23 protein-coding genes are annotated in these 26465 nt (G+C 74.1%); 12 read left to right on the top strand and 11 right to left on the bottom strand.

Annotated features, from left to right (window positions below; all coding sequences use genetic code 11):
• Window positions 1-6: 6 nt before the first annotated feature.
• Complete coding sequence (locus ACVCAH_RS18550) at window positions 7-1143, bottom strand: GH12 family glycosyl hydrolase domain-containing protein (protein ID WP_447137414.1); 1137 nt, start codon at window positions 1141-1143, stop codon at window positions 7-9.
• Window positions 1144-1178: 35 nt separating this feature from the next.
• Between ACVCAH_RS18550 and ACVCAH_RS18555 the strand changes: the two genes are divergently transcribed.
• The 3 genes from ACVCAH_RS18555 (at window position 1179) to ctaD (ending at window position 4492) form a co-directional block, all read left to right on the top strand.
• Entirely contained in the window at window positions 1179-1382 is a 204-nt protein-coding gene (locus tag ACVCAH_RS18555) for a hypothetical protein (RefSeq protein ID WP_447137415.1), read from the top strand.
• Window positions 1383-1448: 66 nt separating this feature from the next.
• Window positions 1449-2555, top strand: coding sequence for an FAD-dependent monooxygenase (locus ACVCAH_RS18560; RefSeq protein WP_447137416.1), 1107 nt, complete (start codon window positions 1449-1451; stop codon window positions 2553-2555).
• Between the two features lie 176 nt (window positions 2556-2731).
• Window positions 2732-4492, top strand: coding sequence for an aa3-type cytochrome oxidase subunit I (gene ctaD, locus ACVCAH_RS18565; protein WP_447137417.1), 1761 nt, complete (start codon window positions 2732-2734; stop codon window positions 4490-4492).
• A gap of 491 nt (window positions 4493-4983) precedes the next feature.
• Here ctaD and ACVCAH_RS18570 read toward each other — a convergent pair whose 3' ends face one another.
• The 4 genes from ACVCAH_RS18570 to ACVCAH_RS18585 form a co-directional block, all read right to left on the bottom strand.
• A complete protein-coding gene (locus tag ACVCAH_RS18570) occupies window positions 4984-6207 on the bottom strand; it encodes an MFS transporter (RefSeq protein WP_447137418.1) in 1224 nt (407 codons plus the stop codon).
• Between the two features lie 65 nt (window positions 6208-6272).
• Window positions 6273-6854, bottom strand: coding sequence for an isochorismatase family protein (locus ACVCAH_RS18575; RefSeq protein ID WP_447137419.1), 582 nt, complete (start codon window positions 6852-6854; stop codon window positions 6273-6275).
• Window positions 6855-6897: 43 nt separating this feature from the next.
• Window positions 6898-8184, bottom strand: coding sequence for a nicotinate phosphoribosyltransferase (locus ACVCAH_RS18580; RefSeq protein WP_447137420.1), 1287 nt, complete (start codon window positions 8182-8184; stop codon window positions 6898-6900).
• Window positions 8185-8200: 16 nt separating this feature from the next.
• Window positions 8201-10879 (bottom strand): LuxR C-terminal-related transcriptional regulator, encoded by a 2679-nt coding sequence (locus ACVCAH_RS18585; RefSeq protein ID WP_447137421.1) that lies wholly within the window; start codon window positions 10877-10879, stop codon window positions 8201-8203.
• 200 nt (window positions 10880-11079) lie between these two features.
• Here ACVCAH_RS18585 and ACVCAH_RS18590 point away from each other — a divergent pair, with 200 nt between their 5' ends.
• The 9 genes from ACVCAH_RS18590 (at window position 11080) to rdgB (ending at window position 17923) form a co-directional block, all read left to right on the top strand.
• Window positions 11080-12645, top strand: a complete 1566-nt coding sequence (locus ACVCAH_RS18590; RefSeq protein WP_447137422.1) for a hypothetical protein — start codon at window positions 11080-11082, stop codon at window positions 12643-12645.
• Window positions 12646-12793: 148 nt separating this feature from the next.
• Window positions 12794-13084 carry an ATP-dependent Clp protease adapter ClpS gene (gene clpS, locus ACVCAH_RS18595; RefSeq protein ID WP_088995710.1) on the top strand — a complete coding sequence of 97 codons (291 nt, stop codon included), beginning with the start codon at window positions 12794-12796 and terminating at the stop codon, window positions 13082-13084.
• 2 nt (window positions 13085-13086) lie between these two features.
• Window positions 13087-13581 (top strand): DUF2017 domain-containing protein, encoded by a 495-nt coding sequence (locus tag ACVCAH_RS18600; protein WP_172899546.1) that lies wholly within the window; start codon window positions 13087-13089, stop codon window positions 13579-13581.
• Between the two features lie 53 nt (window positions 13582-13634).
• On the top strand, window positions 13635-14123 hold the full coding sequence (locus ACVCAH_RS18605; protein WP_447137423.1) for a Mov34/MPN/PAD-1 family protein: 489 nt from the start codon (window positions 13635-13637) through the stop codon (window positions 14121-14123).
• 70 nt (window positions 14124-14193) lie between these two features.
• A complete protein-coding gene (locus tag ACVCAH_RS18610; RefSeq protein ID WP_447137424.1) occupies window positions 14194-14553 on the top strand; it encodes a MoaD family protein in 360 nt (119 codons plus the stop codon).
• Between the two features lie 10 nt (window positions 14554-14563).
• Window positions 14564-15529, top strand: a complete 966-nt coding sequence (locus tag ACVCAH_RS18615; RefSeq protein ID WP_447137425.1) for a PLP-dependent cysteine synthase family protein — start codon at window positions 14564-14566, stop codon at window positions 15527-15529.
• A 238-nt stretch (window positions 15530-15767) separates the two neighbouring features.
• Window positions 15768-16514: an MBL fold metallo-hydrolase gene (locus ACVCAH_RS18620; RefSeq protein WP_447137426.1), complete on the top strand. Its 747-nt coding sequence runs from the start codon at window positions 15768-15770 to the stop codon at window positions 16512-16514.
• Window positions 16515-16583: 69 nt separating this feature from the next.
• Window positions 16584-17309 carry a ribonuclease PH gene (rph, locus tag ACVCAH_RS18625; RefSeq protein WP_447137427.1) on the top strand — a complete coding sequence of 242 codons (726 nt, stop codon included), beginning with the start codon at window positions 16584-16586 and terminating at the stop codon, window positions 17307-17309.
• Entirely contained in the window at window positions 17306-17923 is a 618-nt protein-coding gene (gene rdgB / locus ACVCAH_RS18630) for an RdgB/HAM1 family non-canonical purine NTP pyrophosphatase (protein ID WP_447137428.1), read from the top strand. The genes rph and rdgB overlap by 4 nt, the downstream gene beginning before the upstream one ends.
• Window positions 17924-17934: 11 nt before the next feature.
• On the opposite strand, the gene ACVCAH_RS18635 is transcribed toward rdgB, so the two are convergent.
• The 6 genes from ACVCAH_RS18635 to hutU all read right to left on the bottom strand — a co-directional run bounded on the left by ACVCAH_RS18635 (window position 17935) and on the right by hutU (window position 26463).
• A complete protein-coding gene (locus ACVCAH_RS18635) occupies window positions 17935-19209 on the bottom strand; it encodes a DUF6891 domain-containing protein (protein WP_447137429.1) in 1275 nt (424 codons plus the stop codon).
• Between the two features lie 102 nt (window positions 19210-19311).
• A complete protein-coding gene (gene hutH, locus ACVCAH_RS18640) occupies window positions 19312-20847 on the bottom strand; it encodes a histidine ammonia-lyase (RefSeq protein WP_447137430.1) in 1536 nt (511 codons plus the stop codon).
• Entirely contained in the window at window positions 20844-22049 is a 1206-nt protein-coding gene (gene hutI / locus ACVCAH_RS18645; protein WP_447137431.1) for an imidazolonepropionase, read from the bottom strand. The genes hutH and hutI overlap by 4 nt, the downstream gene beginning before the upstream one ends.
• A gap of 55 nt (window positions 22050-22104) precedes the next feature.
• The gene (locus ACVCAH_RS18650; RefSeq protein WP_447137432.1) at window positions 22105-23466 is read right to left on the bottom strand and encodes a formimidoylglutamate deiminase; all 1362 of its coding nucleotides are present in this window, start codon (window positions 23464-23466) and stop codon (window positions 22105-22107) included.
• Window positions 23467-23608: 142 nt separating this feature from the next.
• Complete coding sequence (locus tag ACVCAH_RS18655; protein WP_447137433.1) at window positions 23609-24811, bottom strand: allantoate amidohydrolase; 1203 nt, start codon at window positions 24809-24811, stop codon at window positions 23609-23611.
• Between the two features lie 2 nt (window positions 24812-24813).
• Complete coding sequence (gene hutU, locus ACVCAH_RS18660) at window positions 24814-26463, bottom strand: urocanate hydratase (RefSeq protein ID WP_447137434.1); 1650 nt, start codon at window positions 26461-26463, stop codon at window positions 24814-24816.
• Window positions 26464-26465 lie beyond the last annotated feature (2 nt).

Consider the following 26465-nt stretch of genomic DNA (forward strand, 5'->3'; position numbering starts at 1 on the left):
GATCGGTCAGCTGCGGGAGCAGGCGACACCGTTGAGGGTGAAGCTGGTGGGCGAGGAGTACGACCCGCTCAGCGTCCCCTGGTAGCCGAAGCTCGCCGTGCCGCCCGGCGCGATCGAGCCGTTCCAGCTCAGGTTGCGGGCGGTCACCGTCGACCCGCTCTGGCTCACCGTGGCGTTCCAGGCGCTGGTCACCTGCTGCCCGGCGGGCAGTGAGTAGGTCAGTGTCCAGCCGTTGACCGCGCTCGACCCGGTGTTGGTGATCTGCACGTCGGCGGTGAACCCGTTGTTCCACGCGTTGGGCGTGTACTTCACCGCGCAACCCGAGCCGCCCGGCGGCGGGGTGGTCGGCGGGGGAGTGGTCGGCGGCGGGGTGGTCGGGTTGCCGCCGCCGTTGACCGCTGCGGAGAACGAGGTCACCGCCAGCCCAACGCCGCCCTGCCACGGCTCGAAGCCGGCCTGGATGCTGGTCAGGTACCAGGAGTTGGTGATCGCGCCGCGGTTGCGCACGTCGTTGATGAAGTCGAGCACGCTGAAGCTCAGGCTGCTGATCGCCGACGGCGCCACGTACGAGATGACGTTGTTGGAGCCGTTGCTGCCCCGCCAGACCTCCCAGTTGCGCCCGGCCAGCGTGGCCGTGCCGACCGGCGAGCCGATGGGCTGGATGGAGCCCTGCCGGTTGAGCCAGATCATGATCTCCATCTGGTTCACCCCGTCCCGCTTCGGCGTCGGGTCCAGCCAGATGTCGTACGAGGCGTTGTAGGTGGCGCCGCTGACGTAGCGGTAGTTGATGCTGCTGGTGGCGCTGCTGATCTGGCTCACCTGGATCGGCAGGTTGGTGCCGGGGGAGCAGTTCGTGTAGTGGCAGCCCAGGTAGACCGAGGGGTACGCGGTCGGGGCGCCGTTGGTGGGGTTGCTGCCGTTCTGGGTGGTGATCTCGAAGCCGGTGTCGGTGACGTTGATGCACTGCTGGGCGGTGGTGCCCCAGCGGTTGTTCTGCACCACGTACCGGCCCTGGATGGTGGTCGAGCCGTACTGCTCGCAGATCTGGGTGTCGGCGGAGGCGGTGCCGCCGAGGACCACGGCGACGATCGAGCCGGCGGCGAGCAGGCCGGCCGCCGCGAGGGCCCGGAGTGGACGTTTCATGATGCTCCTTGGCATACGGCGCATGGACGCCGGACATGTCGGACGAGGACCGGGCGGGAGCGCTCCCACGTTTCGTCGACACATTTACACTTCTGAAACTCCGGCGCAATGGCACTGCGGTATTGGTGGCGAAAGTGAGGTTTGTCACGCTGGCGACGCGCGGTCGGCAGGTGGTCGTCCAGCTGATCGCCACCACCCGCCGAGGAGCGTCACGCGTGGACCGATTGACTCTGGTGTGAGTCGGTAGCGCCGAGTAGTGTCTTGCCTCCAACGCGTGCCGAACCCCTCCGGAGGCGTACACCACCATGGGTGGCTCTCCCCTGCGCATCCTCGTCGTCGGCGCGGGCATCGCCGGTCTGGCCGTGGCCCGGGCGCTGCGGATGGCGGGCTTCCGGCCCGACGTCACCGAGATGCTTCCCCCGGGCGAACTCACCGACACCGGTCTCTACCTGCCGGGCAACGCCGCCCGGGCGCTGCGCCGGCTGGACCTCGACGGCCCGGTCCGCCCGCTCGGCCAGGTCATCCACCGGCAGCGGTTCCTCGACGCGGCCGGGGCCCCGCTCTGCGAGGTCGACCTCGACGCCCTCTGGGCCGGCGTCGGCGAGTGCCGCGCCCTGCCCCGGGGCGAACTGCACCGGGTGCTGCTCACCGGGGCCGGCGGCGCCGTCCGGCACGGCGCCGAGGTCCGCACCATCGACCTGCTCCCCGCCGGCGTCGGCGTCACCTTCGTCGACGGCACCACCGCCGAATACGACCTGGTGATCGGCGCCGACGGGCCGCGCTCCTCGATCCGTACGCTGGCCGCTCTCGGCGGCCCGCCACGCCCCACCGGCCAGGTCGTCTACCGGGGAGTGGTCCGCGACGGCCCACCGGTCGCCGAGTGGACCGCGCTGCTCGGGCAGCGGGCCGGCTTCCTGGTGGTGCCGATCGGCGCCGGCCGGCTGCACTGCTACGCCGACGAGACCGGCACCGAGCCGCCGGTCGACCCGGTGGCCCGGCTGCACGAACTCTTCGGCTCGTACGGCGGTCCGGTGCCGGCCGTGCTGGAGTCGCTGGAGCACGTGCACGTCGGGGTCACCGACGAGGTCGAACTGGGGCGCTGGTCCCGGGGTCGGGTGCTGCTGGTCGGCGACGCCGCGCATGCCACCGCGCCGACGCTGTCCCAGGGCGCCGCGATGGCCCTGGAGGACGCCGTGGTGCTCGCCGAGTCGCTGCGCATGGCCGGCAGCGTCGAGGCCGCGCTGACCGCGTACGAGAGTCGCCGCCGCCCGCGTACCCGATGGGTGCGGGACCGGACCCGGGACCGCAACCGGACCCGGGACGTCCCGCCGGCGCTGCGCGACCCGCTGCTGCGCGGCCGCGGCGGCCGGATCTTCGGCGAGCACTACCGGCTGCTGCTCGGCCCGCTGTAGCGGCGCGACCGGCCGGCGACCGGGGCCGTCCGGTCCCCGTTGCCGGCCCGGGGGGCGGAGGGTACCCGGCCACCCCACGCGGCGCTGCCACCTGCCGGGGACTATCCTCCTTGCGGATGACGGCCCGCAGACAACAGCGCGTGCCGAGCGGGACAACCGAGAACCGGAGGCCACTCGTGACCACCGTCGCACCCAAGCCGGTCGTGACCCGGCCCTGGCCGGTCCGAACGCCGGTCAAGGGGTCGGCCATCGCGCGGCTGCTGCGTACCACGGACGCGAAGCAGATCGGGATCATGTACATGGTCACCGCGTTCGCGTTCTTCATGATCGGCGGCCTGATGGCCCTGGTCATGCGGGCCGAGCTGGCCCGGCCCGGGCTGCAGTTCCTGTCGCCCGAGCAGTACAACCAGCTGTTCACCATGCACGGCACGATCATGCTGCTGTTCTTCGCGACGCCGATCGTGTTCGCCTTCGCCAACTACATCGTGCCGATCCAGATCGGCGCGCCGGACGTCTCGTTCCCGCGGCTGAACAGCTTCGCGTACTGGCTGTACCTCTTCGGCGGCACCATGGCCACCGCCGGCTTCATCACCCCGGGCGGCGCGGCCGACTTCGGCTGGTTCGCCTACGCCCCGCTGAGCAGCGTGGAGCACTCCCCGGGTGTCGGCGCCAACATGTGGATCATGGGTCTGGCCATCTCCGGTCTGGGCACCATCCTCGGCGCGGTCAACATGATCACCACGGTGCTCACCCTGCGCGCCCCGGGCATGACGATGTTCCGGATGCCGATCTTCACCTGGAACATCCTGGTCACCAGCCTCCTGGTGATCCTGGTATTCCCGCTGCTGGCCGCCGCGCTCTTCGCGCTCGCCGCGGACCGCCTCATGGGCGCCCACGTCTACGACCCGGCGACCGGCGGGCCGATGCTCTGGCAGCACCTGTTCTGGTTCTTCGGCCACCCCGAGGTGTACATCGTCGCGCTGCCGTTCTTCGGCATCATCAGCGAGATCATCCCGGTCTTCTCCCGCAAGCCGATCTTCGGCTACAAGGGCCTGGTCGCCGCGACCCTCGCCATCGCCGCCCTGTCGATGAGCGTCTGGGCGCACCACATGTTCGCCACCGGCCAGGTGCTGCTGCCGTTCTTCAGCTTCCTGAGCTTCCTGATCGCCGTGCCCACCGGTATGAAGTTCTTCAACTGGATCGGCACCATGTGGCGCGGCCAGATCAGCTTCGAGTCGCCGATGCTCTGGTCGATCGGCTTCCTGGTGACGTTCCTCTTCGGCGGCCTCACCGGTGTGCTGCTGGCCAGCCCGCCGCTGGACTTCCACGTCTCCGACTCGTACTTCGTGGTGGCGCACTTCCACTACGTGCTCTTCGGCACGATCGTGTTCGCGGTCTTCGCCGGCATCTACTTCTGGTTCCCGAAGATGTTCGGCCGGATGCTCGACGAGCGCCTCGGCAAGGTGCACTTCTGGCTGACCATGATCGGCTTCCACACCACGTTCCTGGTGCAGCACTGGCTGGGCAACGAGGGCATGCCGCGGCGGTACGCCGACTACCTGCCCGGCGACGGCTTCACCACGCTGAACATGATCTCCACGGTCGGCGCGTTCATCACCGGTATCTCGACGCTGCCGTTCATCTACAACTGCTGGAAGTCGTACAAGGCCGGTCCGGTCGTCGAGGTCGACGACCCCTGGGGCTACGGCAACTCCCTGGAGTGGGCGACTAGCTCGCCGCCGCCGTTGCGCAACTTCGACCGGATGCCGCGGATCCGCTCCGAGCGGCCGGCGTTCGACCTGAAGTTCCCCGAGCTGGCCGCCGGTGGCCAGAGCCTGGCCGGCCCGCCCGAGGGTGGCGCCAAGCCGCTGACCAGCGAGTCCGACGGCGGTGCCAGCTACCGGGAGGACGTCGCCAGCGACATCGACCGCAACTGACGCTCAGCTCCACGTACGACGGGCGCCGCCCCCACCGGGGGACGGCGCCCGTCGCCGTTTCGGCAACGGCGCCCGGCGTGCCGCCCCGCCGCGACCTGCGGCAGGCCGGCCTGCCCTGCCGTGTGCTCGGCCTGCCCCGCGGCGTTTGCGACCCGTCCCGCGGCCAGCTGGCGCTGCTGCGACCGGGACCGCTCGACCTGCCGCAGGTCGGCCTCTCGCTGTCGTCGGCGACCGCGACATGCCGCGGACGGTCCGTCTGACCGACCGTCCGCCGGTGCGGAAAAGCGGCCGCGCGGCGGACGTTCACCCGGCGAGCGTTATTCCGCTGCGGCATGAATATGACGCTCTGGCATCGCGCAGGTCAGTGGTGGCGCTTCCTCCGGCAACAGGCGGCAAGCCTGGTGCTGTCGGGCAACGAGGGCACGCCTGGCGCCGCCGGTACCAGCGGCAGGGCTGGCCTGGCGGGGTGGCGCGGGCCGATGTGGGGTCGGTCAGGCGCTGGCGGTGGCCAGTTCGGCATCGGGCGCGTTCGGCACGGACGGGGACGCGGCGCGGCGGCGGCGCAGCTCGATCGGGAGCACGACCAGCGCCACCAGTGCACCGATCGCGCCGGTCACCGCGAAGCCCCAGAGCGGCGCCGAGGCGTCGATCACCGCGCCGGCCAGCGGGGCGCCCACGGCGATGCCGACGGTGACCGCCGAGCCGTGCAGGCCCATTGCCTCGCCCCGGACCGATGCCGGGGCGAGCCGGCTCACCGCGTCGGAGGTGGCGGCGATGGTGGGCGCGCAGAGCATGCCGGCCGGGATCAACGCCAGGCCGAGCAGCCACCAGTGCGAGCCGCCCAGCCCCACCGGGATGGTGAAGAGGCTGAGGGCGGCCATCAGCGCCAGCGGGGAGAAGGAGCGGCGCACCGCTCCGTACGCGAAGCCGCCGATCAGCGAGGCGATCGCCCAGATGGCCAGCACGGCGCCGGTCCAGCCGACCTCGCCGCTGTCCCGCAGCACGGCGACCACGGCCACGTCGGTGCCGCCGAGCACCAGGGTGCCGGCGGTGCTGACCGCCAGCACGGCGAGCAGCCGCGGGGTGATCCAGGCCCGGCGGGGCAGCTTCGGCTGCGGGCCGGCCGGCTCGTCGGCGCCCCGGGTGGGCGGGTTGAGCAGCCAGAACGCCACGCCGGAGGCGACGATCCCGGCGCCGACCAGGTAGAGGGTGGTGCGGGCGGAGATGGCGGTGACCGCCGCCACGGCGAGCGCCGGGCCCACCATGAACGACAGCTCCACCGACATGGAGTCCAGCGCGTACGCCGGGCGCCGCCGCTCGGCCGGCACCAGCGCGGCGATGGACTGCCGGACCACCGAGAAGATCGGCAGGGCCAGCATCCCGGCCACGAACGCGGCTGGCAGCAGCAGCGGGTAGGACAGCATCGGCGCGGTCGACCAGAAGATCGCCTCCACGATGCCGGTCAGCACCAGCACCGGCCGCAGGCCCCGGCGGTCCACCAGCCGGCCGAGCAGCGGGCCGCCGATCGCCGCGCCCACGGTGATCGCCGTGCCGACCAGACCTGCCGCGCCGTAGCCCCGACCGAGGTCGAGCACGACGAAGAAGGTCAGCGTGACGCCGGTCGCGGTGAGCGGGACGCGCGCGAGCACCGACACCAGCAGCAGCGACCGGAGACCGGGCAGGGCGAGCGCCGCCCGGTAAGGCTTCAAGTTCATGTCGGTGCGTACCTCCGCCCGACATCCTCGACCGGGGGTACGACACCCGCCAACCATTTACCGCCTCATGCGGCCCTGATCACAGGCTTCCCGCGCAGGGTGACCCCAGCGCCGTCCAGCGACCGCAGCGCCACGTCGGTGGTGTCCGGGGCGACCCCGGCGGTCAGGTCCAGCAGCACCGTGGTGGCGAAGCCCTCCTCGGCGGCGTCCAGGGCGGTGGCCCGGACGCAGTGGTCGGTGGCGATCCCGACCAGTTCCACCGAGTCGACGCCGTGCCGGCGGAGCCAGTCGGCCAGGCACTCGCCGGAGTCGGTGTGCCCCTCGAAGCCCGAGTACGCGGCCGCGTGCTCGCCCTTGTGGAAGATCGCCTCGACCCGGTCGGTCGCCAGGTCGGGGTGGAACTCCGAGCCCGCGGTGCCCACCACGCAGTGCCGCGGCCACGAGTCCACGAAGTCCGGCGGATCGCCGAAGTGCGCGCCCGGGTCGATGTGGTAGTCCTTCGTCGCCACCACGTGGTCCCAGCGGTCCGGCTCGGTGGCGAGCAGCCGGCTGATGCCGGCCGCCACGCCGGCGCCGCCGCCGACCGCCAGCGACCCGCCCTCGCAGAAGTCGTTCTGCACGTCCACGATGATCAGCGCGTTGCCCACCAGGGTGCTCCTTTCCTCGTTCGGTCCGCTGGCGCGATCCGGTTCAGTCCGCGGGTACGACGGTGACCGGCACGGCCGGGTCTCCGGCGGAGAGCTTCAGCCCCTCCCAGGGGATGGAGATCAGGCACTGCCGCAGGTGCTCCCGGGACTCGTCCAGCGTCGGCAGGCCGACCGGCTCGCCCCCGGTGAGGAACGGCCGCTGCAGCAGCCGGTCGTTCGGCTGCCGCTCCGGCTCGCCCTGCGGGACGATGACCTCCTCGGTGGCGGTGCCGGTCGGCTTGTGCCGCCGGACGGCCACCTTCCGGCCGCCGATGGTGGCCTTGCGCTCGGAGCGCTTCACCACCGCGCGCCCCTCGACCTCGACCAGTTTGTAGACCAGGCCGGCGGTCGGTGCTCCGGAACCGGTCACCACCGAGGTCCCCGCGCCGTACATGTCGACCGGCTCGGCGGCGAGCGCGGCGATCGAGTACTCGTCCAGGTCGCCGGAGACGATGATCTTCGTCTCGGTGGCGCCGAGCGAGTCGAGCAGCTCCCGGGACTGCTGGGCGATCACCGCCAGGTCGCCGGAGTCGATCCGGACGGCCCGCAGCTCCGGCCCGGCCACCGAGATCGCGTTGCGGATGCCCTGGGTGATGTCGTACGTGTCGACCAGCAGCGTGGTGTCCTTGCCCAGCGTGGCGACCTGCGAGGCGAACGCCGCCCGCTCGTCGTCGTGCAGCAGGGTGAACGCGTGCGCCGCGGTGCCGGCGGTCGGGATGCCGTACCGCTGCCCGGCGGCCAGGTTGGAGGTGAACCGGAAGCCGGCCAGGTAGGCGGCCCGGGCGGCGGCCACCGCCGCCTCCTCGTGCGCCCGCCGCGAGCCCATCTCGATCAGCGTGCGCCCCCGGGCCGCGGTGACCATCCGCGCGGCCGCGGCCGCCACCGCGCAGTCGTGGTTGAGCACGGAGAGCACCAGTGTCTCCAGCACCACGCACTCGGCGAAGCCGCCGGAGACGGTGAGGATCGGCGAGCCAGGGAAGAAGAGCTCGCCCTCGGCGTACCCGTGGACGTCGCCGGTGAAGCGGTAGTCCCGCAGCCAGGCGGCGGCCTGCTCGTCGACCACCCCGGCGCGGCGCAGGAAGTCGATCTCGTCGGTGTCGAAGCGGAAGTCGCGGATCAGCTCGACCAGCCGGCCGGTGCCGGCGACCACGCCGTAGCGGCGGCCGGTGGGCAGCCGCCGGGTGAACACCTCGAATACGCAGCGGCGGTCGGCGGTGCCGTCGCGCAGGGCGGCGCTGATCATCGTCAGCTCGTAGTGGTCGGTCAGCAGCGCGGGGCGGAGGGTGCTCACCGGCCCAGCCTAGAGTTCACTCCGGTTCGCCGCCCTCGTGGCCCGGGATCGCCCGCAGCGCCGCGCGCAGCTCGGCCCGCCCGGTCACGCCGAGCTTGCTGTAGATCCGCTGGAGGTGGTTCTCCACGGTGCGCGCCGAGAGGTAGAGCCGCTCGGCGATGGCCCGGCTGCTCACCCCGTCCGCGGCGAGTCGGGCCACCTGCCACTCCCGCTCGGTCAGCGACGGCATCCCGGCCTGCAACGCCGGGGTGCGGACCAGGTCGCAGCGGCCGAGCAGGGCGGCGAGGCGTTCCCGGGCCACCGCCGCGGCCGGAGACCGCTGCTCGCGCAGCCGGTGCAGGGCGCTGGCGGTCGCCTCGGCGGCGTAGACCGTGAGCTCCAGCGCGGCGAAGCCGTCGGCGACCGCCAGCAGCTCGTCGGCCGAGCCGCCCGCGGCGGCCCGGGCGTGCCGGGCCAGCAGCGGCGGCAGCACCCCGTCGACGCGCTCGGAGAGCTCGGCCAGCCGCTGCGCGACGGTGCGCCGGCTGCCGTCGGAGCAGGTCGGGCCGACCTGGGCGCTGGCCTGGTCGAGCCGGACCAGGTCGTGCAGCACGTGCACCTCGTGGCCGGCGAGCCCGTCCGTGCGCAGCCGCTCGGCCAGCTCGGTCAGCTGCTTGACCGCCCCGGGCACGTCGCCGCCGACGGCCAGCACCGCGCCGCGGGCCTGCTCCAACCACGGGTAGAGCACCGCCATGCCGGGCGCGTGGGTGCGGTCGGCTTCGGCCATCGCCTCGGCCGCCTGCGCCGCGTCGCCCCGCAGCGCCGCCGCCTGGGCCCGCTCGGCCTGCGCCAGCCCGGCGTAGACCCGGCTGGTCGCCAGCACCGCGCAGGCGCCGAGGCTGGTACGCAGCGCGGTGTCGCTCTGGCCGCGCAGCCGGGCCGCGTACGCCTGGAGGATGGCCAGGTAGCCGGTGCCGAGCCGGAAGTCGCCCGCGCCGGCCAGGTCGGCGAACTCGTCGGCCACGATCGCGTCGATTCCGGCCAGGTCGCCGGCGAGCGCCAGCCGGGTGCCGCGGGCCAGCTCCAGAGCCAGTTGCAGGTACGGCATGTCGGCCCGCCACCGGGCCGCCTCGGCCTGCACCTGGTTGATCGCGGTGGCGCTGCGGCGCAGCTGCCCCTGCGCGGCCTGCAGGTAGGCGACCGTGCTGCGGGCCAGCTCCCGGGCCGCGACGCTGGCCGCCGGCCGGTCCATGACGGTCCGCCCGAGCCGCAGCGCGATGCCGGTGTCCAGCCGGTGCAGCCGCATGATGCCCTCGAAGGCGAGCACCCGGGCCTGGTCGGCGGAGTCCTTCAGGGCGGCGCCGCGGGCGGAGATCTCGTCCACCGTGGATTCCCGGCTCAGCCCCCAGTAGCTGACCATGCCGCGCACCGTCAGCCAGCGGCTGAGCCGCCGGTCGCCCTCGATGTCGGCGGAGACCGCGTCGAGCACCTCGATCGCCTCCTCCGGCCGGTCGGCGAACATCAGGATGGTGGCCAGCAGCTCCGCGGCGTCGAACCCGCCGCCGGCGTCCAGCGCCGCGCGGGCCAGCCGGGTCGCCAGCGGTACGTCGTAGCGGGCGAACGCCTGCCCGGCCGCGTCGAGCAGCATGGCTGCGTCCTGCGCGGTGCCCGAGTCGAGTCGCCAGACCGCCACCCGGAGCAGGTCGTCGCGGCGGCGCTTGCCGACCTGCTCGAGCAGGTCGGCCAGCCGGGCCTGCAACCGGCGGGTCCGGCTGACCGGGCACTGCCGGCGCATCACCTCGCCGTAGAGCGGGTGGGCCAGCCGGACGTTGAGCCGCCGGTCGTGCTGGACCATCGTGATCAGGCCGCGCTCCTCGGCGGTCTCCACGTCGACCGGGTCGACGGCCTGATTGAGCAGCTGCAGGCCGAGCGGCTCGCCGAAGGCGACCAGCTCCACCACCGCCCGTACGCCGGGGGTGAGCTGGCCGATCCGGGCGTCGATCAGGTCGGTCAGGCTGGGCGCCAACTCGAACCGGCCGGTCCACTTCCAGATCCCGTACGTGCGGGTCAGCTCCCCGCTGCCGGCGGCGGCGTGCACCAGCTCGCGCAGCAGCAGCGGGTTGCCGGCGGAGAGCCGGCCCAGCCGGTCGGCGGAGGCGGCGTCGACCGGCCCCTCCAGGATGGCGGCGAGCAGCCCGGCGGTGTCGGCCGGCGCCATCGGGCTCAGCTCGGCGTGGTCGACCAGGTCGTCGGTCCAGAGTGCCCGGATGGGGAGCGGGATCTGCTCGCCGTTGCGCAGCGTGCCGATCACGATGGCGTTCTCGGCCCGGGCGACCAGGTGCACCAGCGCGGCCGACGGCGGGTCGAGCAGGTGCGCGTCGTCGATGGCGAGCACGATCCGACGGCCGGCGGCCTGCTGTTGCAGCACGTCGACCGCCCAGCGCAGGATGCCGGCGGGGGAGAGCCCCTGCGGCTGCTCGGCCGGGAGCACCTGGACCAGCCCGCCGAAGGGCAGCGCGGCGGTGGTGGCGCTGGCCGCGATGGACCAGACCGCGTACCCGTCGCGGGGGAGCGCGGCCACCCCCTCGCGCAGCAGCCGGCTCTTGCCGATCCCCGCGTTGCCGCTGAAGAAGATCCCACGCCCCTCCGTGCCGGTCACCGCCGACAACAGACGATTGAGCTCATCCGTGCGGCCGACGAACTTCCACCGACTCATCCGGGCAGCATATCGACCGGATTCCCTCCGCGCGCAGATCGTCACGCAGCGAAGTTGAGTAATCTAGCGATTACTGCTGAGTATCCGAAGTGTTCGGCTGGGGGGTCATACCGCCCGTACTCTTCCGGCATCCGGGGTGCAAACCGGATGTTTCCGCGCGGCCGCCGCAACCGGTCGCCTGCCTTGGAGGCCGCTTACCGATGAAGTCCGGTCTTTCTGGGGTTGACGTGCCCGGCGACACGGCCGGGCCCGCCGACCTGCCGCGGTGTGGGTCGTTGCCCACCCGGATCGGGGCGACCGAGCCGAGCCCGCAGGAATCGCTGGCCGTGGTCGCGGCGGGGCCCGGGGGCGCCGGCCGGCCGGAGGTGCTCGCCAGCCTGCTGCGGGTGGCGCGGGGGATGCTCGCCGTGCCGCCGGGCGGCTGGCTGGTGGTGCGACACGCCAAGGTGCCGACGCGCGCGGCGTACGTGCCGGGCTACCGGCAGCCGCACTCCTACGGCGCCGACCCGCTGGCCGCCGGTCCGGCGCTGGCCCGGCCGCCGCGGCGGGTGGAGCTGAGCCTGTCCGATCCGCTGCTGCGGCACTTCAACCTGGTCGACACGCCGGACACCGGTGCCCTCGGCGCGGCGGGCGGCCGGGTGCTGCTCGACGCGGTGGGCCGCGCCGGCGCGCTGCTCTTCGTGATCGCCGCCGACCAGGCGTTCACCGCCGTGGAACTGAACCTGCTCGCCGAGGTCGCCCGGGCCAAGGTCGAGGTCTTCTTCGCGGTCACCCCGGGCACCACCGGCTGGGCCCCGATGCCAGACGGCGCGGCGACGACGGAGGACGCGGGGGCGTCCGTCCCGCCGGCCGGCACCGGGGCCGCCCCGCACGGCCCCGGCGCCGACACGGTGGACCCGGTCGCGGTCACCGTCGAGGCACACCGGGCGGCCCTGCTGGCCGCGGTGCCCGCGCTCGCCGAGGCCCGCTGGTTCCCGGTCCGCGACGACGAGGGCGCCGACCTCCGCCGGGCCCTGGTGGGCTGGGCCGCCGACGAGGGGCTGCGCCGGGCCAGCGCCGAGCCGCCGGTGCTGCCCGGCGCGCACGGCCGGGTGCCGGTGCTCGCCGAGCCGGGCGACTGGTCCGAGGGGCTCGACCGGCGGGCCCGCTCCTGCGCCCGGCGGATCCGCCAGCACCTCGCGCTGGAGCTGGCCAACACCCACCTGCGGGTGGTGCAGGAGATCGTCTTCGGGGTCGGCTGCGCCGGCCTGCCGCAGCTGCTCGACCGCGAGATGGAGGCGCTGTCGCTGCTGGCCACCGCCCAGTGCGACCATGCCGTGCGGGGCATCGTCGAGGAGTGCGGCGGGCTGGTCTTCGGCGGGCCGCTGCCCGAGGGGGTCCGCCGACGGATCCTCGCCGCGGTGCGCTGGGGCCTGGCCGACCACCTCGCCGGCCAGGACCTGGACCGCGTGCTGCTGGTCACCAGCACGGCCGGGGTCGCCGGGCTGACCGGGGCCGCGGCCATCGACGCGCTCGCCGGCTACCCCGGCGCGGCCCGGGCCGAGGTGCTGTCGCCGGTCGCGGTGGCGCTCTCCGGCGGTTGCTGGCAGCACTGGCGCAGTCCCGGCAACGACGACCCCAACGCCGCCCGCGCCTGGGCCCAGCGGGCGCTGCGCGAGATCGAGCTGGAGCTGTCCCGGGAGATCTCCCGGCGGTTCGAGGTGGTCCGCCTCTCGCTGGGAGCGGTGCTGGCCGATGCGGTCGACCACGGCATCCTGCTCGCCTGACGGCGTCCCCGCCACCCCGGCCGGCCGCCCCGCCGGGGCCGCGGCCGCCCCCGCCCGCCGCCCGGTGGGGGCGGCCGCGGACGGCGATCCGCGCCGGGCCGGCGTTCCGGTTCCTCGGTTCGCCGAATCCGGTGGCACGATGGGGGGCATGACGGCTCCGCAGGTTGCACCGGTCGAGACGCCGGACACCGAAGAGGTGCCGGCTGCCGACCGGCCGTGGGTGACGATCGTGTGGGACGACCCGGTCAACCTGATGACCTACGTGACCTGGGTCTTCCAGAAGCTCTTCGGCTACAGCCGGGAGAAGGCCGAGCGGCTCATGCTCGACGTGCACCACAAGGGGCGGGCGGTGGTCTCCAGCGGCGCCCGCGAGCGGATGGAGCACGACGCGTCGCAGCTGCACGCGTACGGGCTCTGGGCGACGGTGGACCGCTCGTGAGCATGTTCCGCCGCCAGAGCGGCCGCTACGTCGCCACCTTCGCCGCCGACGAGGTGCGGGTGCTGCGGAAGGTGGCCTCCGAGGTGGTCGGGCTGCTCACCGACGGCTTCGACCACTCCGACCCGGTGGTGTGCCGGCTCTTCCCCGAGGTCTACCCGGACGACCCGGGCGGCACTGCGGAGTTCCGCCGGTACACCGAGGGTGATCTCAAGACCGCCAAGATCGACCAGGCGGGCGCGATCCTCGCCGCGCTGCCCGGCGAGGCCGGCGGCGAGGTGCGCCTCGACGCCGAGGCGGCCGAGGCGTGGCTGCGCGCGCTCAACGACGCCCGGCTGGCGATGGGCGTCCGGCTGGAGATCAAGGACGGCACCGATCTCGGCGAGGAGCTCGACGACGCGGTCGCCGAGGATCCGACCTCCAGCCGGGTGTTCCAGCTGTCGGTCTACGCGTACCTCGGCTACCTGCAGGAGTCGCTGCTCAACGCCTTGATCGACTGAGCGTGACCGGCACCACCTTAAGCTGCGGCCCGCCAGGCGTTAGGCTGGAGCGCGTGCTGAGCATCGACCGGTCGATCGTCGACGCGATCGTCGCCCACGCTCGCCGGGACCACCCCGACGAGGCGTGCGGCGTGGTCGCCGGTCCCGCCGGCAGCGACACCCCCACCCGGCACATCCCGATGGACAATGCCGCCCGCTCGATGACGTTCTACGAGTTCGACTCGATGGAGCAGTTGCGCACCTGGCGCGAGATGGACGACCGGGACGAGGAGCCCGTCGTCATCTACCACTCGCACACCGCGACCGAGGCCTACCCGTCCCGCACGGACGTCTCCTTCGCCGGTGAGCCGGGCGCGCACTACCTGCTCGTCTCCACCCGGGAGCCGGACACCGAGGAGATCCGCTCGTTCCGGATCGTCGACGGCGTGGTGACCGAGGAGCCGGTGCGCATCCTCGACGCGGGGGTGGACCCGCATGCCGTGCAGTCCTACATGTTCGGGCAGAGCCCGGCGACGGTCGACTACGAGTGTTCCGGCCGCTGATCCCGGCGCCGTAACACCTGTCCCACGTCCCGTCACCGACCGGCACACCCGAAAGAGGAGCACGACAATCATGGCCATCGAGGTTCGCATCCCCACCATCCTGCGCAGCTACACCGGCGGCGCGAAGGTCGTCGAGGGCACCGGCGACACCCTGGGCGACCTGCTCGCCGACCTGGACTCCCGGCACGCCGGGCTGCGCGGCCGCCTGGTCACCGAGACCGGCGCGCTGCACCGCTTCGTCAACGTCTACGTCAACGACGAGGACGTCCGCTTCCTCGGCGCGCTGGACGCCAAGCTCTCCGACGGCGACAGCGTCACCATCCTGCCGGCCGTGGCCGGCGGCGCGTTCGGCTTCGCGGCGGCGGCCGCGATCGCCCAGCACAACGCGACCGTCGCGCGGGCCGGCCGGCGCACCTCCGCCGCCGGCTGAGGAGGCCGCCGTGGCGCGGTACGACAGCCTGCTCGACGCCTGTGGCGGCACGCCCCTGGTCGGGATGCCCCGGCTCTCGCCGGCGGTGCCCGACGGGGCGCCGCCGGTACGCCTCTGGGCCAAGCTGGAGGACCGGAATCCGACGGGGAGCATCAAGGACCGGGCGGCCCTGTTCATGGTCCGTGCGGCCGAGGAGGCGGGCCGGCTCCGGCCCGGCGACACCATCCTCGAGCCGACCAGCGGCAACACCGGGATCTCGCTGGCCATGGTGGCGAAGCTGCGCGGCTACCGGCTGGTCTGCGTGATGCCGGAGAACGTCTCGACCGAGCGGGTGCAGCTGCTCCGGATGTACGGCGCGGAGATCATCTTCTCGCCGGCCGCGGGCGGCTCCAACCAGGCGGTCGCCACCGCCAAGCAGATCGCTGTCGAGCACCCCGACTGGGTGATGCTCTACCAGTACGGCAACGAGGCGAACGCCCGGGCGCACTACGAGACGACCGGGCCGGAGCTGCTGCACGACCTGCCCACGATCACCCATTTCGTGGCCGGCCTGGGCACCACCGGCACGCTCATGGGCACCGGGCGCTACCTGCGCGAGAAGGTCGACGGCATCCAGGTGGTCGCCGCCGAGCCGCGCTACGGCGAGCTGGTCTACGGCCTGCGCAACATCGACGAGGGCTACGTCCCGGAGCTGTACGACGCGACCGTGCTGTCCCGGCGCTTCTCGGTGGGCACCCGGGACGCGGTGCTGCGGACCCGGCAGCTGGTCGAGGTGGAGGGCATCTTCGCCGGCTTCTCCACCGGCGCGATCCTGCACGCCGCCCTGGCCGTGGCGCACGAGGCGGTCCGCGACGGCCGGCGCGCCGACGTGGCGTTCGTGGTCGCCGACGGGGGCTGGAAGTACCTCTCCACGGGCGCGTACGGCGGCACCCTGGCCGATGCCGAGGGCGCCCTGGAGGGGCAGCTCTGGGCCTGATCCGGGGCCGTTCGACAGCGGGGCCACCGGCGGTGACGCCGGTGGCCCCGGCGCGTCCGGCACCCGCGCCCGGTGCCGGGTCGGAGCGGGTGTCACGTTGGTGACAACTTGCAGCGGATCATTCTTGCCCGTGGGCGCGCCAGCGTAGGCTGCGCAGCGTGGCGTACGCGTCGGTAGAGATCATCGACGGAGTCCGGGCCGGCGCGAGCACTACGAAGCGTGACAGCGAGACGACTCGATGCGACTGACGGTCCTGGGCTGCGCCGGGAGCTTCCCCGGGCCCGAGTCCCCCTGCTCCGCCTACCTGGTCGAGGCCGAGGGCTTCCGGCTCCTGGTCGACTTCGGGTCGGGGTCGCTCTCCACCCTCCAGCGCTACGCCGGGCTGCACACCCCGGACGCCATCCTGCTGAGCCACCTGCACTGCGACCACATCCTCGACGCCGCGTTGTACGTGGTGGTCCGCCGGTACGCGCCGGAGGGCCCCTACCCGCCGCTGCCGGTGTACGCCCCGGCCGGCGCGCCGGAACGGCTCTCCGCCATCCACGGGCAGGACGACGGCGCGGTCGAGGACGTCTACCAGTTCTACGCCCTGGAGCCGGGCACCTTCCCGATCGGCCCGTTCGCCGTCACCGTCGACCGGGTCAATCACCCGGTAGAGACGTACGGCGTCCGGCTCGAGCACGGTGGCCGGGTGCTCTGCTACTCGTCGGACACCGCCCCCTGCGACGCGCTGCTGCGGCTGGCCCAGGACGCCGACGTCTTCCTCTGCGAGGCCAGCTACCTCGACGGGGTGGACAACCCGCCGGACCTGCACCTCACCGGCCGGGAGGCCGGCGAGGCGGCGACCAAGGCGGCTGTCGGCCGGTTGCTGCTGACCCACCTGGTGGCCGCCTGGGGCAGCGAGGCGCATACCGTCGCCTCGGCCGCCGCCGCGTACGCCGGCCCGCTCGAGGTGGTCCGCCCCGGCGCCAGCTACGACGTCTGACCCGGGTTCGAGCGGCCGGGTCGGGAGACCCCGGGACGGTTCGATCACCTCATTGCATAGGGTGCAGGCATGGCGCGACCTGACGGGCGGCAGCCCGACCAACTCCGACCGGTGACGCTGACCCGGGGCTGGAGCACCCACCCCGAGGGTTCGGTGCTGGTGGAGTTCGGCGACACCCGGGTGCTCTGCACCGCCAGTGTCAACGAAGGGGTGCCCCGCTGGCGCAAGGGCTCCGGGCTCGGCTGGGTCACCGCCGAGTACGCGATGCTGCCCCGGGCCACCAACACCCGCTCGGACCGGGAGAGCGTCAAGGGGCGCGTCGGTGGGCGCACCCACGAGATCTCCCGGCTGATCGGGCGCAGCCTGCGGGCGTCCATCGACCTCAAGGCGCTCGGCGAGAACTCGATCGTGCTCGACTGCGACGTGCTCCAGGCCGACGGCGGCACCCGGACCGCCGCGATCACCGGCGCGTACGTGGCCCTGCACGACGCGGTCGAATGGCTCGCCGCGCGCAAGACGCTGGCCGGCAAGCCGGAGAAGGTGATGCACCGCTCGGTGGCCGCGATCAGCGTCGGCGTGATCGCCGGCGAGCCGCGCCTGGACCTCAACTACGCCGAGGACGTGGCCGCCGAGGTCGACATGAACGTGGTCTGCACCGGCACCGGCGAGTTCGTCGAGGTGCAGGGCACCGGGGAGGCGGGCGTCTTCGCCCGCGACCAACTCGACGCCCTGCTCGACCTGGCCGTGGCGGGGTGCGTGGAACTGGCCGAGGCCCAGCGGAAGGCGCTGTCATGAACAAGGTCCTGCTCGCCACCCGTAACCGTAAGAAGCTCATCGAACTGCAGCGGATCCTCGACGGCGCGCTCGGCGCGCACCGGATCGCGCTGCTCGGGCTGGACGACGTGGAGGAGTATCCAGAACTGCCGGAGACCGGCCTGACCTTCGCCGAGAACGCTCTGATCAAGGCGCGGGAGGGCTGCCGGCGTACCGGCCTGCCGACCATCGCCGACGACTCCGGGCTGGCGGTCGACGCGCTCAACGGGATGCCGGGCGTGTTCAGCGCCCGCTGGTCCGGCCGGCACGGTGACGACCAGGCCAACCTCCAGCTGGTGCTGGACCAGATCGCCGACCTGCCGGACGAGCACCGGGGCGCGGCCTTCGTCTGCGCCGTGGCGCTGGTGCTGCCCGGCGGCAAGGAGCACCTGGTCGACGGCCGGCAGCCCGGCCGGCTGCTGCGGGCGCCGCGCGGCGACGGCGGCTTCGGCTACGACCCGATCTTCCTGGGCGACGGGCAGGACCGGACCAACGCCGAGCTGACGCCGGAGGAGAAGGACGCGATCAGCCACCGCGGCAAGGCGCTGCGCGAGCTGGCCAAGCTCGCCGCCAAGGTCCTTCCGCCGACCACCTGACCGCCAATCGCTCAGCGGTGCCGCAGCGTGGTCAGGTCGCCCAGCTCCCGCACCGCGACCCGGTCCTCCATGGCCAGCACGGTGAGCATCCGCTCCACCTCGACCAGGGTCGCGTACCGCCCGACGGACACGGCCGCCTCGGTGTCCAGTTCCTCCACCCACAGGCCACCGGGCTGCCAGGTGGTCTGCACGCAGCCGCCCGAGCGGCCGACGCAGGTGATGAAGTCGTAGCTCAGCGGGCGCATGGCCCGCACCAGGGCCAGCACCTCCGCCAGGTCCATCGGTACGTCCCGGTCGGAGCCGCCGGTATGGTCGGCGGACACCTCGAGGAAGCCGACCGGGGCGGGAGCCGACCCGCCGCCCGGCCGCAGTCCGCGCAGCCGCCGGACCAGCTCCATGCCGTCGTACCGGCCGACGGTCAGCTCCGGCACGCCCGGGTCGGCGTACGCCCCGACCAGGGCGTCGCCCTCGCGCCGGACCGTCACGGACCGGCCGCCGCAGGTGAGGCGTACCGGGACGGCGGCGGGCAGCCACGGCAGGTGCAGAGCGGTGAGGCGGCCCGCGGGCGTCGGCCCGTCCCCGGCGGCGTGCACCCCGGTCCACCCGCCGAGCAGCTCCACGTCGACCTCGATGTCGTCGTCCACCATGGCCGGTACGGCGGCGAGCCGCCCCACCCGGCGACGCCGCCACACCATCGGCACGTGGATGCGGCTGCCCGTCTCGCCGTCCCACCGCACGGTCAGCCCCTCCGCCCGCAGTGCCGCCGCCACCTCCTCGCCGACCGCGGCCGACGGCGGCTGCTCGAACAGCCCGTACGCGATGTGCACGCCCTCCCCGTCGACGCCGCGTTCGGCGTCCTGCCGGTGGTAGAAGGCGTAGCCGCGCGGGGCGATCGACCGCGGCACGTCCGCGCCGATCTCGTTGAGGCCGCAGTTCTGGCAGCAGGTGAAGTTCTCCCGGGCCACGATGCCGGCGGCGGTCAGTGCCCGGAAGGCGGCGGTCAGCCGGTCGCTGTCCGTCACCTCGGGCCAGCTCTCCTGCGCCGCGAGGTGTGCCCTCAGCTCCTCGCCCACCACCGGCCAGGCCAGCTCGGCGATCCGGGCCGGATCGGCCTCGTCGTCCAGGTATTCCACCGTCTCGGCGACCAGGGCCGCCGCCGGCAGCTCGGCCAGCGCCACCTGGCGGCGGACGAAGGCTCGGATCTCGTCGTCGAGCGCGTGCCCCTCGGCGTCGGGCGCGTGGGGGTCGCGGGCGTCAGCCGTCGGCGCGGCGTCGTCGTCGATCACGGTGGCGAACGGTAGCAACGGCAACCGACAGTCCCCCACCGGCCCGGGCCGGCGGGGCGGACGTCGGCGGACCGGCCCGCCGAGGCTCAGCCCGGTACCCGGTCAGCCGAGCGGGCCGATCTCCCGTTCGATCGCGGCGCGTAGCTCCGGCCCGGTCACCACGGATCGGGCGGCCTCCATGAGCGGGGCGAGGAAGACGTCCGGCCCCGGCTCGCCGGCGATCCCGCCGAGCGCCTCGACCGCCGCCCGACCGGCCGGCGACGGGGTCAGCGGCGCGCGCAACTGGAGCCCGCGCACCGCGGCCAGCAGCTCCACCGCGAGCACGCTGGTCAGGTTGTCCAGCACGGTGCGCAGCTTCTTGGTCGCCGCCCAGCCCATCGAGACGTGGTCCTCCTGCATGCCGCTGGTCGGCAGCGAGTCCACCGAGGCGGGCGCGGCCAGCCGGCGGTTCTCCGCGACGATGCCGGCCGCGGTGTACTGCGCGATCATCAGCCCGGAGTTGACCCCGGCGTCGGGGGAGAGGAACGCCGGCAGCTCCCGGGAGCGGGTGACGTCCAGCAGCCGGTCTACCCGCCGTTCGGCGATCGCGCCCACCTCGCTGGCGGCGATGGCCAGGAAGTCCGCGGCGAAGCCGAGCGGGGCGCCGTGGAAGTTGCCGGTCGACTCGACCCGGCCGTCCGGCAGCACCACCGGGTTGTCCACCACCGACACCAGCTCCCGCCCGGCCACCGTGCGGACGAAGTCCAGGGTGTCCCGGGCCGCCCCGGCCACCTGGGGCGCGCACCGCATCGAGTACGCGTCCTGCACGGCGTGCGCCAGGTCGTCCCGGTGCGAGTCCATCACCCGGGAGTCCTGCAGCAGCCGGTGGATGTTCGCCGCCGACGTGGCCTGCCCCGGGTGCGGCCGGATGCTGTGCAGCTCGGGCAGGAACGGCCGCTCCGAGCCGAGCATCGCCTCGATCGCCAGCGCGGCGGTCACGTCGGCCATGGTGAACAGGTGCGCGGCGTCGTGGATGGCCAGCAGCAGCATGCCGAGCATGCCGTCGGTGCCGTTGATCAGCGCCAGGCCCTCCTTGGCGGCCAGCTCGACCGGCTTGAGCCCGGCCCGGCGCAGCGCGTCCGCCGCGTCGATCCGCTCACCGGCCGGGCCGAGCACCCAGCCCTCGCCGAGCAGCACCAGCGCGCAGTGCGCCAGCGGCGCCAGGTCACCCGAGGCGCCGAGCGAGCCGTGCTCCGGCACCCACGGGGTGACGTCGTGGTTGAGCAGGTCGACCAGGGCCTCGGCGACCAGCGGGCGGACCCCGGAGCGGCCCAGCGCGAGCGAGCGGACCCGCAGCAGCATCATCGCCCGGACCACCTCGCGCGGCATCGGCGCGCCCACCCCGGCGGCGTGCGAGCGGATCAGCGCGTGCTGCAGCTCCGCCCGCCGCTCCGGCGCGACGAAGGTGTTGGCCAGCGCCCCGAAGCCGGTGGAGACGCCGTAGACCGGGCGGCCGGCGGCCTCGATGCCGTCCACAATCGCCCGGCTGGTGGCCATCGCCTCCACGGTGGACGGGTCGAGGAGCACCTTGGCGGTGCCGCGGGCCACGGCGAGCACGTCGGCGGGGGAGATTCCGGTGGGCAGGATGGTCACGGTCATTGCGGCACTCCGTTGTGCAGAACCTGGCGGATCAGTGGCACACCGGGCCGGTAGGCCAGGTGCAGGTGGGACGGGGCGTCCAGGACGACCAGGTCGGCCCGGGCGCCGGGGCGCAGCACCCCGACGTCGTCGCGGCGCAGCGCCCGGGCGCCGCCGGCGGTCGCGGCCCAGACCGCCTCCGCCGGGGTCATCCCCATCTCGCGGACGGCGAGCGCGACGCAGAACGGCATCGAGGAGGTGTACGACGAGCCGGGGTTGCAGTCGGTGGCCAGCGCCACCGTGACGCTGGCGTCGAGCAGCCGGCGGGCGTCCGGGTAGGGCGACCGGGTGGAGAACTCGGCGCCGGGCAGCAGGGTGGCCACCGTGGCGGTGTGCGGGCCGTCGGGGCTGTCGGAGTCGATCCGGGTCGAGGCGAGCGCGTCGACGTCGGCGTCGGTCAGGTGGGTGCAGTGGTCCACGCTGGCCGCGCCGAGCTCCACCCCGAGGCGTACCCCCGGGCCGGGGCCGAGCTGGTTGGCGTGCACCCGTACCCCCAGCCCGGCGGCCTGCCCGCAGGTCAGGATGGCCCGGGTGTGGTCGGCGTCGAACGCGCCCCGCTCGCAGAAGGCGTCCACCCAGCGGGCGTACGGCGCCGCGGCGGCGAGCATCGGCCCGCACACCAGCCCCACGTAGTCGTCGGGACGGTCGGCGTACTCGGCGGGCACCACGTGTGCGCCGAGGAAGGTGGTCTCGTCGCTGACCTCGGCGGCGAGCCGCAGCGAGCGGGTCTCGTCGGCCACGGTCAGGCCGTACCCGCTCTTGATCTCCATGGTGGTGGTGCCCTGCCGCAGCGCCTCGCCGCGCAGCCGGCGCACGGTGGCCCGCAGCTCGTCGTCGGCGGCGGCCCGGGTGGCGGCCACCGTGGTCCGGATGCCGCCCCCGGTGTACGGCTGCCCGCTCATCCGGGCGGCGAACTCGGCCGCCCGGTCGCCGGCGAAGACCAGGTGGGCGTGGCTGTCCACGAAGCCGGGCAGCACCGCCGCCCCCTCGGCGTCGATCCGCCGGTCGGCGGCCGGGGCGTCCCGGGCCGGGCCGATCCAGACCACCTCGCCCGCCTCGACCAGCACCGCCGCCCGGCGGCGCAGGCCCAGCGGGCCGCCCTCGCCGCCACCGGGCACATTGGTGACCAGCTCACCGATGTTGTCGACCAGCAGGGTGCTCACGGCGCCACCTCAGTTCGCGACTGCGGGGCTCGCAAGACCGGCTCACTCCTCGCGCTCACCGGGTCACCTCCGCGACGGCGCTGCGCAGCTCGGCCGGCACGTCGACGGTCAGGTGCCGCCCGTCGCGCACCACCGGGCGCCCGTCGACGACCACGTGCGTGACGTCCGCCGCGCCGGCCGCGAAGAACACCCCCACCGGCGGTACGCCGGCCGTGCGGGCGCTGTCCAGCCGGACCGTGACCAGGTCCGCCCGCGCCCCGGCGGCGATCCGCCCGGCGTCGGTCCAGCCCAGCGCGGCGTGCCCGCCGGCGGTGGCCGCGGTCAGCAGCTCCACGGCCGAGAAGTGCCCGCGCCGGCGGGTACGCAACCGCTCGTCCAGCTCCACGGCGCGGGCCTCCTCGAAGAGGTCGACCACCGCGTGGCTGTCGCTGCCCAGGCTCAGCGGGGCGCCCGCGTCGGCCATCCGCCGGGCCGGGCCGATGCCGTCGGCGAGGTCCCGTTCCGTGGTCGGGCATAGGCAGACCCCGCTGCGGTGCTCTCCGAGCAGCCCCAGGTCGCCGCTGGTCAGGTGGGTGGCGTGCACCGCGGTGGTGGCCGGGCCGAGCACGCCGCGCTCGGCCAGCAGCCGGGTCGGGGTGCAGCCGTGCAGCGCCCGGCAGGCGTCGTTCTCGGCCGGCTGCTCCGACAGGTGCACGTGCAGCGGCGCGTCGCGCTCCCGCGCCCACCGGGCCACCGTGCTGAGCTGCTCGGCGGGGACCGCCCGCACCGAGTGCACCGCGGCGCCGACCCGGGCGTGTCCGCCGGCCGGGGTGAACGCCGCGGCCCGGTCGCCCCAGCGCACCGCGTCGCCGTCGCCGAACCGCCGCTGCGGGCCGGTGAGCGGCCGGCCGTCGACGGTGGCGGTCAGGTAGCAGGTGTCCAGCAGGGTGATCCGGATGCCGGCCTGCGCGGCGGCCTCCACCAGCGCCGCGCCCATCGCGTTCGGGTCGGCGTACGGGACGCCGTCCGGGCCGTGGTGCAGGTAGTGGAACTCGCCCACGCAGGTGATCCCGGCCAGCGCCATCTCGGCGTACGCGGCCCGGGCCAGCGCCAGGTACGACTCCGGGTCCAGCCGGGTGGCGACCGCGTACATCTCGTCGCGCCAGCTCCAGAAGTCGCCCCGGCCGGCGTGCGTACGCCCCCGCAGCGCCCGGTGGAAGGCGTGCGAGTGCGCGTTGGCCAGCCCGGGCAGGGTCAGGCCGGGCAGCCGGACGGCGTCGGCGTACACCTCCACGCCGGCGGTGAGCCCGGCGCGGCCGGCGGTCAGCGGGGTGACCGAGGCGATCCGCCCGTCGGCGGTCTCGATCAGCACGTCGGGGGTCGGCTCGGCGTGCTCGGGCAGCCAGGCGTACTCGGCCAGCCAGCGGCTCGCGGTCATCTCCGTCGCCCCCTTCGGAGCCGGATCGTCCGCGACGTCGCCCGGCCCGCACGGCCGGTCGCCCGGGACGCTCCCCAGCCCCGCTGAATCGTCCGCGACATCAGCTCCACAGGGCCCAACGACCCCGCTCCTCCGGCGTGGCTCAGCGGCATGCCAGCTCCTCGAGCACCCGAGCCAGCGCCCGCACCCCGGCGGCGCAGTCGTCGTCGGTGGCCCACTCGGAGGGGGAGTGCGACACCCCGGTCGGGTTGCGCACGAAGAGCATCGCGGTCGGCAGGTACGCGGCCAGCACGCCGGCGTCGTGGCCGGCCCCGGTGGGCAGCACCGGCGCGTCGAGCAGCCGGGCCAGCCGGTCGGCCAGCCCGCCGTCGAAGGCGACCAGCGGAGTCGCCGACTCCTCGGCCAGCGCCAGCTCGGTGCCGTCCCGGCGGGCCCGCTCGGCCGCCTTGCCGTGCACCGCGGCCACCAGGCCGGCGAGCGTCTCCGGCTCGGCCGCCCGGGCGTCCAGCCACCCGGTCACCCGGGACGGGATCGCGTTGGTGGCGTTCGGCTCCACGGTCACCCGGCCCATGGTGGCGTGCGCCCCGCGCAGCCGGGCCTCCTTGTTCGCCGCGAGCACGGTGAAGGCGTAGGTGAGCATCGGGTCGTGGCGGTCGGCCATCCGGGTCGTACCGGCGTGGTTGCCCTCGCCGATGAAGTCGAAGCGCCAGCGGCCGTGCGGCCAGATCGCGCTGGCGACCGCGACCGGCGAGCCGGTCTCGACCAGCGCGCGACCCTGCTCGACGTGCAGTTCCACGAAGGCCGAGAAGCGGGCCAGCAGCTCGGGTCGGTCGCCCGCCGGCGGGGCGCCCAGCGCCTCGGCGAAGCTCACCCCGGCGGCGTCGCGCAGCGCCGCCACGCGGTCCAGCGACAGCGCCCCGGTGAGCAGCCGCGAGCCCAGGCAGGGCACGCCGAACCGGGCCCCCTCCTCCTCGACGAACGCGGCCACCACCACCGGCCGGACCGGCGCGACGCCGGCGGCCCGCAGCGTGTCCACCGCGAGGAACGCGCTGACGATGCCGAGTGGCCCGTCGTACGCCCCGCCGTGCGGCACCGAGTCGAAGTGGCTGCCGGTCAGCACCGCGTCGCCCGCGTCCGGGTCACCCCACCAGGCGAAGAGGTTGCCGTTGCCGTCGTCGGTGACCGGCATGTCCCGGCGGCCGGCCTGGTCGCGGAACCAGGAGCGCAGCCGCAGCTCGGGCTCGGTCAGCGCGTAGCGGAGGTAGCCGCCGCTACGCCCGTCCCGCCCGACCGGCGCGATCTCGTCCCAGAGCGCGCGGAACCGGCCGGCCAGCTCGTCGGACACGCTCACCCCTCCGCCATCGGCACGCGCACGCCGGTGCGGGCGGCGACCTCGCGCGCGTCGTCGTAGCCCGCGTCGACGTGCCGGATGACGCCCATCGCCGGGTCGTTGGTGAGCACCCGCTCGATTTTCTGCCCGGCGAGCGCCGTGCCGTCGGCGACGCAGACCTGCCCGGCGTGGATGGACCGGCCGATGCCGACCCCGCCCCCGTGGTGGATGGACACCCAGGACGCCCCGCTGGCGGTGTTGACCAGCGCGTTGAGCAGCGGCCAGTCGGCGATCGCGTCGGAGCCGTCGGCCATCGCCTCGGTCTCCCGGTAGGGGCTGGCGACGCTGCCGCAGTCCAGGTGGTCCCGGCCGATCACCACCGGCGCGGAGAGCTCGCCGGAGGCGACCATCTCGTTGAACCGGACCCCGGCCTTGTCCCGCTCCCCGTAGCCGAGCCAGCAGATCCGGGCCGGCAGGCCCTGGAACGCCACCCGCTCGCCGGCCATCCGGATCCACCGGGCCAGCGACTCGTTCTCCGGGAACAGGTCCAGGATGGCCCGGTCGGTGGCCGCGATGTCGGCCGGGTCGCCGGAGAGCGCCGCCCACCGGAACGGGCCCTTGCCCTCGCAGAACAGCGGCCGGATGTACGCCGGCACGAAGCCGGGGAAGTCGAAGGCCCGCTCGAACCCGCCGAGCTTCGCCTCGCCCCGGATCGAGTTGCCGTAGTCGAAGACCTCCGCCCCGGCGTCGAGGAAGCCGACCATCGCCTCGACGTGCTTCGCCATCGACGCCCGCGCCCGGTCGGTGAACTCGGCCGGCTTCGCCGCCGCGTAGTCCCGGGCGTCGGCCAGCTCCACCCCCTCGGGCAGGTACGACAGCGGGTCGTGCGCGCTGGTCTGGTCGGTGACGATGTCGATGGCGACCCCCCGGCGCAGCAGCTCCGGGAAGACGGTGGCCGCGTTGCCCACCACGCCGACGCTCAGCGCCCGGCGGTCCCGCTTCGCAGCGAGGGCCCGCTCCACGGCGTCGTCCAGCGAGTCGGCGACCTCGTCGAGGTAGCGGTCGTGCACCCGGCGGTCGAGCCGGCTGCGGTCCACGTCGACGATCAGGCAGGCGCCGCCGTTCATCGTCACCGCCAGGGGCTGGGCGCCGCCCATCCCGCCGCAGCCGGCGGTCAGCGTCAGCGTCCCGGCCAGCGTCCCGCCGAACCGCTTCGCCGCCACCGCGGCGAACGTCTCGTAGGTGCCCTGGAGGATGCCCTGGGTGCCGATGTAGATCCACGAGCCGGCGGTCATCTGCCCGTACATGGTCAGGCCGAGCTGTTCCAGCCGCCGGAACTCCGGCCAGGTGGCCCAGTCGCCGACCAGGTTGGAGTTGGCCAGCAGCACCCGGGGCGCCCACTCGTGGGTCCGCATGACCCCCACCGGCCGGCCGGACTGCACCAGCATGGTCTCGTCGTCGCGCAGGTCGGTCAGCGTCCGGACCAGCGCGTGGAACGACGGCCAGTCCCGGGCGGCCTTGCCGGTGCCGCCGTAGACCACCAGGTCCTCGGGGCGCTCGGCCACCTCCGGGTCGAGGTTGTTCATCAGCATCCGCAGCGCCGCCTCCTGCGGCCAGCCGCGGGCGGTGCGCTCGGCGCCACGGGCGGCGCGGACAACCTGGGACATCT

Source organism: Micromonospora sp. LZ34, assembly GCF_052981855.1.

Bases quoted from the DNA above. Each gene is read 5' to 3' on its own strand.
- ACVCAH_RS18550 (WP_447137414.1), bottom strand. From the start codon at position 1,143: ATGAAACGTCCACTCCGGGCCCTCGCGGCGGCCGGCCTGCTCGCCGCC.
- ACVCAH_RS18555 (WP_447137415.1), top strand. From the start codon at position 1,179: ATGTCGGACGAGGACCGGGCGGGAGCGCTCCCACGTTTCGTCGACACA.
- ACVCAH_RS18560 (WP_447137416.1), top strand. From the start codon at position 1,449: ATGGGTGGCTCTCCCCTGCGCATCCTCGTCGTCGGCGCGGGCATCGCC.
- ACVCAH_RS18570 (WP_447137418.1), bottom strand. From the start codon at position 6,207: ATGAACTTGAAGCCTTACCGGGCGGCGCTCGCCCTGCCCGGTCTCCGG.
- ACVCAH_RS18585 (WP_447137421.1), bottom strand. From the start codon at position 10,879: ATGAGTCGGTGGAAGTTCGTCGGCCGCACGGATGAGCTCAATCGTCTG.
- ACVCAH_RS18590 (WP_447137422.1), top strand. From the start codon at position 11,080: ATGAAGTCCGGTCTTTCTGGGGTTGACGTGCCCGGCGACACGGCCGGG.
- clpS (WP_088995710.1), top strand. From the start codon at position 12,794: ATGACGGCTCCGCAGGTTGCACCGGTCGAGACGCCGGACACCGAAGAG.
- ACVCAH_RS18600 (WP_172899546.1), top strand. From the start codon at position 13,087: ATGTTCCGCCGCCAGAGCGGCCGCTACGTCGCCACCTTCGCCGCCGAC.
- ACVCAH_RS18610 (WP_447137424.1), top strand. From the start codon at position 14,194: ATGGCCATCGAGGTTCGCATCCCCACCATCCTGCGCAGCTACACCGGC.
- ACVCAH_RS18620 (WP_447137426.1), top strand. From the start codon at position 15,768: ATGCGACTGACGGTCCTGGGCTGCGCCGGGAGCTTCCCCGGGCCCGAG.
- rph (WP_447137427.1), top strand. From the start codon at position 16,584: ATGGCGCGACCTGACGGGCGGCAGCCCGACCAACTCCGACCGGTGACG.
- rdgB (WP_447137428.1), top strand. From the start codon at position 17,306: ATGAACAAGGTCCTGCTCGCCACCCGTAACCGTAAGAAGCTCATCGAA.
- hutH (WP_447137430.1), bottom strand. From the start codon at position 20,847: ATGACCGTGACCATCCTGCCCACCGGAATCTCCCCCGCCGACGTGCTC.
- ACVCAH_RS18650 (WP_447137432.1), bottom strand. From the start codon at position 23,466: ATGACCGCGAGCCGCTGGCTGGCCGAGTACGCCTGGCTGCCCGAGCAC.
- hutU (WP_447137434.1), bottom strand. From the start codon at position 26,463: ATGTCCCAGGTTGTCCGCGCCGCCCGTGGCGCCGAGCGCACCGCCCGC.